The sequence below is a fragment of the Nocardia wallacei genome (genome assembly GCF_029868745.1).
Taxonomy (GTDB): Bacteria; Actinomycetota; Actinomycetes; order Mycobacteriales; family Mycobacteriaceae; genus Nocardia; species Nocardia wallacei_B.
Map to the genome: position 1 here is coordinate 1 of NZ_JARWOP010000047.1, position 5,030 is coordinate 5,030.

Here is a 5,030-nt window from a genome sequence, read left to right on the forward strand (position 1 = left end):
GTGGGGGGGGGGCCCCGGGGCGCGGCCCGCGGGGTGGTTTTTTTGGCGGCGGCGCCCGCGGCCCCGGGTTCGCGGCCCCTGAGGCTCGATTCTTCCCTCCTCCGCTCCTCCGCTTCGCTCCCCCGCTCCGTCAGTCCAGAATCGAGCCGGGCCGCGAACTTGGGGGTGAGCAGTTGCAAGATGGTGTGCCTCGGGGGTGGCGGGGATTGGGCTGCGACAGGTGTGCGGGTTGGTGGGGGGTCAGGTGCCGAAGACGGCTGTGCAGTTCAGGGCGATTTCCAGTTGGAGGCTGCGGGTTTCGATGGGATGGCCCAGTAGTTGTTCTATTCGCTGGATTCGGTAGCGGACTGTGTTCTTGTGTACGCCAAGGGTTTTCGCGGTGGTGTCGGGGCTGCGGTGGGAGCGGAGGTAGGCGTGGAGGGTTTGGCGGAGGCGGGCGGAGCCTGGATCCGGGCCTATCAGGGGGCCTAGTTCGCGGGCGATCAGGGCGCGCATCGCGGGCTCGTCCGCGCCTGCCAGGTAGGCGACTTCCACGTCGGGGTATCGCAGCAGGCGCGGGATGGGGTGGGCGGCGCGCTCGGCCACGTGGCGGGCGGCTACCGCCTCGCGGTGGCTCTGGCGGAAACCGGCGATGTGGTCGGCGGGTGTGCCGACCGCGATTCGGACGGCGGCCTCGAGGGTGCCGGGGGCGGCGGCCGTGTCGAACGCTGCGGCCAGGTCGTCCGGGTCGCCGTCGACCCCGATCCATGCCCACAGCGCGGCCGCTCCCGACGGCACCGTGAGCACCGCGCCGTTGCCGACCGTGGCGGCCGAGCGCGCGGCCATCCGCTCCAGCAGGCCGAGGGTTTCGCTCTCGCCGGGCGCGAGGGGTACGCCGTCCGCGACCGTGAGTACGCCGGTGGTGTTCTTCTCCGTCCACAGCACGCATGCGAGATGCCGTTGCGCCAGCCGGTAGCCCAGGCGCGCCGTCGCCTGGTCGGCATCCAGTTCCTCGCCCGCCAGCAATGCCCTGACGATTTCCGTGCGCTGGTTGAGTGCCGCGCGCAGGCCGCGTTCGCGCTCTTCCATGAAGGTGTCGGTCAGCGCTTCGATCGAGGTGCTGATCCAACGGGTCGATCGGTCGAACAGGCGCAGCAGGGTCGCGCGTTCGGTGTTCGCGGGGAGTTGTCGCGCCTCGAGGACCTCCGTCATGTATTCGAGCACCGCCTCCTGGCCGACGTGATAGGTCCGCAGCAGCAGACGGAGATCGTGGCCGCGCCGGGCGAGGGTGCGGGCGAAGGCGTGCGCCTCCGGCGGCACCGGGTAGTCCATTTTGTCCTGGGTGAGGCCGCCCAGAACCGCCAGCGCGTGGGCTCGGGTGCTGGCTTGCAGATCGCGGCGCATGTCGCGATCGGCGAGTTCGGGTACGCGCCGGACGATCGTCAGGTCGAGGCGGTCGACGACCTGTTCCAGGGTGTCGCTGCGCAGGGTCTCGGCGACGAAGTCGGCGATCCACTGCCGCACCACCACGTCGGGCGGTCCGACCGCCACGAAGACCTCCCCGATATTTGTGTTCCGAATACAAAAACACCCTCGCGCATTGACCGTCGAAACCAAGAAGTCGCTCGAGGATTGTGTCACGATCATAGTTCAGTGAACTGATTCACAAAGTCGCAACGCAGCGCATGTGGGAGAACAGATCGTGACGAACACCGACCCGCTGCCCGATCCGGGCCAGGCGGGCCCACCACGCAAGTCCGCCGGATCCACCCGCAAGACATCGGCCCGGAAATCCACAACGGATGACTCCGCGGCCGAGCAGCCATCCACCGAAAAAGCACCGGTGAAGAAGGCAACCGCGCCGCGGGCGAACCCGGCGAAGAAAGCGACCGCAGCGCGGGCGAACCCGGCCAAGAAAACGGCGGCGACGCAGGACGACTCGGCGAAACAGACGACGGCAGCGCAGGAGAACTCGGCTAAGACAACGGCGGCGCAGGAGAACTCGGCGGCAGCGCAGGGAGACCCGGCCACGAAGGCGACGTCGGCGCAGAAGACGACTGCGGCACAGCAGGCTGAGGGACAGAACACCGCCGCAGCGCAGAGCCCGGCGAAAAAGACTGCGGCAGAGGGTACTCCCGCGAAAAAGACAGCAGCGCAGGAGGATCCGGGAAAGAAGGCGGCGGCGAAGAAGACGGCAGCGCGGGGGACTTCGGCGAAGAAGGCCACTGCCAAGAAGGCGGCGCCGAAGAAAAAGCCCGCGAAGAAGACTGCGGCGCAGGAAGTTCCGACCAGACAGGCGGCGCCACAGGAGGTCCCCGCCACGCAGGCGGCAGCACAGGAGGTCCCCGCCGGACAGGCGGCGGCACAGGAGGTCCCCGCCGGACAGGTGGCAGCAGAGGAGGTTCCGGCCGGACAGGCAGCGGCACAGGAGATCCCAGCCAGACAGGCTACGACGCAGGAGGTCCCGGCCAGGCAGGCGGCGGGGCAGGAGGTTTCGGGCGGACAGGCTGCGGCGGGGAAAGTAGCGGCGGCACCGGCCGAGATCGAGGTTCGCAACCCTGCGAACGGGACGGTGATCGGCCGGGTACCGGTGGATACACCCGACGCGGTCGCGGAGAAGGTCCGGCAGTTGCGGCTGTATCAGCCCGAGTGGGAGGCGATCGGCGCCGCCGGCCGCAAGCGCTGGCTGCTGAAGCTGCAGGACTGGCTGATCGACAACACCGACCACCTCGCCGACGTGCTCCAGTCGGAGACCGGCAAACCCCGCGTGGACGCCCTCATCGACCCCAGCTTCGCGGTGGATCTGATCGGTTACTACGCCCGCCGGGCGGGGAAGTTCCTGGCCGACGAACACCCCTCACCGCACAGCCCACTCGCCCGGGTCAAGCGGCTGACCACCGTGTACCGGCCGTATCCGGTGGTCGGCGTGATCACGCCGTGGAATTTCCCGCTGGCCATGCCCGCGCTGGACGTGATCCCGGCGCTCGCCGCAGGCGCGGCGGTGCTGCTCAAGCCGTCGGAGGTGACGCCGCTGTCCGCGCTGGAGCTGGCGCGCGGCTGGGCGGAGATCGGCGCGCCGCCGGTCCTCGCGGTGGCGACGGGAGCCGGGGAAACCGGTGCGGCCGTGGTGAACACCGTCGATTACGTGCAGTTCACCGGGTCCACGAAGACGGGCCGCGCGATCGCCGCCGCCTGCGTGGACCGGTTCGTCCCCTACAGCCTGGAACTCGGCGGCAAGGACCCCGCGATCGTGCTCGCCGACGCAGATATCGACCGCGCCGCCTACGGCATCGCGTTCGGCGGGCTGTTCAACGCGGGCCAGGTGTGTATCTCGGTGGAGCGGGTGTACGTCGAGGAGCCCGTGTACGAGGAATTCGTCGCCAAGCTGACCGAGCACGTGCGCGCGCTGCGCCAGGGCGCCGACGGCCGCGAATCCCGTTACGACATAGGAGCTCTGGCCAACGAGGCACAGCGCGATATCGTCTCCCGGCACGTCGAGGACGCGGTCGCCAAGGGCGCCGAGGTGCTCACCGGCGGCAAGCCCACCGGCGTGGGCACCTTCTTCGAGCCGACCGTACTGGTGCGGGTCGACCACGGCATGGCGTGCATGACCGAGGAGACCTTCGGCCCGACACTGCCGGTGATGAAGGTCGCCGACGAGGCCGAAGCCGTTGCGCTGGCCAATGATTCGATCTACGGGCTGTCGGCGTCGGTATGGACCGGCGACAAGGCGCGCGGCGCACGCATCGCGCGGCAATTGAACGCGGGCGCGGTGAACATCAACGACGTGTTCGCCAACCTGTTCAACTTCGCGCTGCCGATGGGCGGCTGGCAGCAGTCGGGCGTGGGTTACCGCTGGGGCGGCGCGGACGGCGTGCGCAAGTACTGCCGCAAGCAGGCCGTCACCGCACCGATACTGCCGACACAGCAGAAGGAACTGTTCTGGTTCCCGTACAGCACAGCGAAACTCGGCTTCGCGCTGAGCGCCATGCGCGCGGCCGGGGCCCGCGGCATGCGGCGCCTGGGCATCCGGGACGTACTCGACACCGTGGGAGGTAAAGGCAAGTGACCGAATTCGGAAAGATTCGCGGCAAGGTCGTGGTCATCACCGGCGGGGCGCGCGGCATCGGCCTGGCCACGGCCACCCGGCTGCAGTCGCTCGGCGCGAAGATCGCGATCGGCGACGTGGACGAGACGGCGGTGAAGGAGTCCGGCGCGGCAAAGGATTTCGACCACTACGGCCGGCTCGATGTCACCGACCAGCAGTCGTTCAGCACCTTCCTCGACGAGGTGGAACGGCAACTCGGCCCGATCGACGTGCTGATCAACAATGCCGGGATCATGCCGACCGGCAAGCTGGTCGACGAGCCCGACGCGCTGACCCGCCGCATTCTCGACATCAATGTCTACGGCGTGGTGCTGGGGTCGAAGCTGGCGCTGGCCCGGATGCTGCCGCGGCGCAGCGGCCACGTGGTCAACATCGCCTCGCTGGCCGGCGAGAGCCACATCCCCGGCCTGGCCACCTACAACGCCACCAAGCACGCGGTGCTCGGCTTCACCGACACGCTGCGCGAGGAGTATCGGGGCACCGGCGTGTCGTTCTCCTCGGTGCTGCCGACGCTGACGAAGACGGAGCTGGGTTCGGGTGTGACGCCGCCGAAGCTGCTGCGCCCGGCCGAGCCGGAGGAGATCGCGAACGCCATCGCCAAACTGCTCGTCACCCCGAAGGCGAAGGTCCGGGTCACCGCGGTCGCGGGCACGATCGCCCAGGTCTTCGGCCTGCTGCCGCAGTCCGTCGGCGATGCCCTGGGCCGCGCGCTGGGCTCGCAGCACGCCTTCCTCGACGAGGTCGACTCCAGTGAGCGCAAGGCGTACGAGGAGCGGGTGCGTTCGGGGACGGCGGGCCCGGGGACGGAATAGCCCGGTTTCGCTATCGTCGCGGGCATGGCGACTGCGGTGTTCGTGGGACTCGCGACGCTCGATATCGCTTACGCGGTGCGGCGGTATCCGGCCGAAGACAGCAAGACCCGCGCCGAGGACCAGTTCCTCGG

The 5,030-nt window shown here is 69.1% G+C and carries 3 protein-coding genes; 2 read left to right on the forward strand and 1 reads right to left on the reverse strand.

All coding sequences use genetic code 11. The features are described 5' to 3' along the window. Positions 1 to 240 precede the first annotated feature (240 nt). Entirely contained in the window at positions 241 to 1,530 is a 1,290-nt protein-coding gene (locus QH470_RS02380; protein ID WP_280270579.1) for a PucR family transcriptional regulator, read from the reverse strand. Positions 1,531 to 2,521: 991 nt separating this feature from the next. On the opposite strand from QH470_RS02380, the gene QH470_RS02385 reads away from it, so the two are divergent. After that, positions 2,522 to 4,048 carry an aldehyde dehydrogenase family protein gene (locus QH470_RS02385; protein WP_280270581.1) on the forward strand — a complete coding sequence of 509 codons (1,527 nt, stop codon included), beginning with the start codon at positions 2,522 to 2,524 and terminating at the stop codon, positions 4,046 to 4,048. Then, positions 4,045 to 4,899 carry an SDR family oxidoreductase gene (locus QH470_RS02390; protein ID WP_280270580.1) on the forward strand — a complete coding sequence of 285 codons (855 nt, stop codon included), beginning with the start codon at positions 4,045 to 4,047 and terminating at the stop codon, positions 4,897 to 4,899. Before QH470_RS02385 ends, QH470_RS02390 begins: the two co-directional genes overlap by 4 nt. Positions 4,900 to 5,030 lie beyond the last annotated feature (131 nt).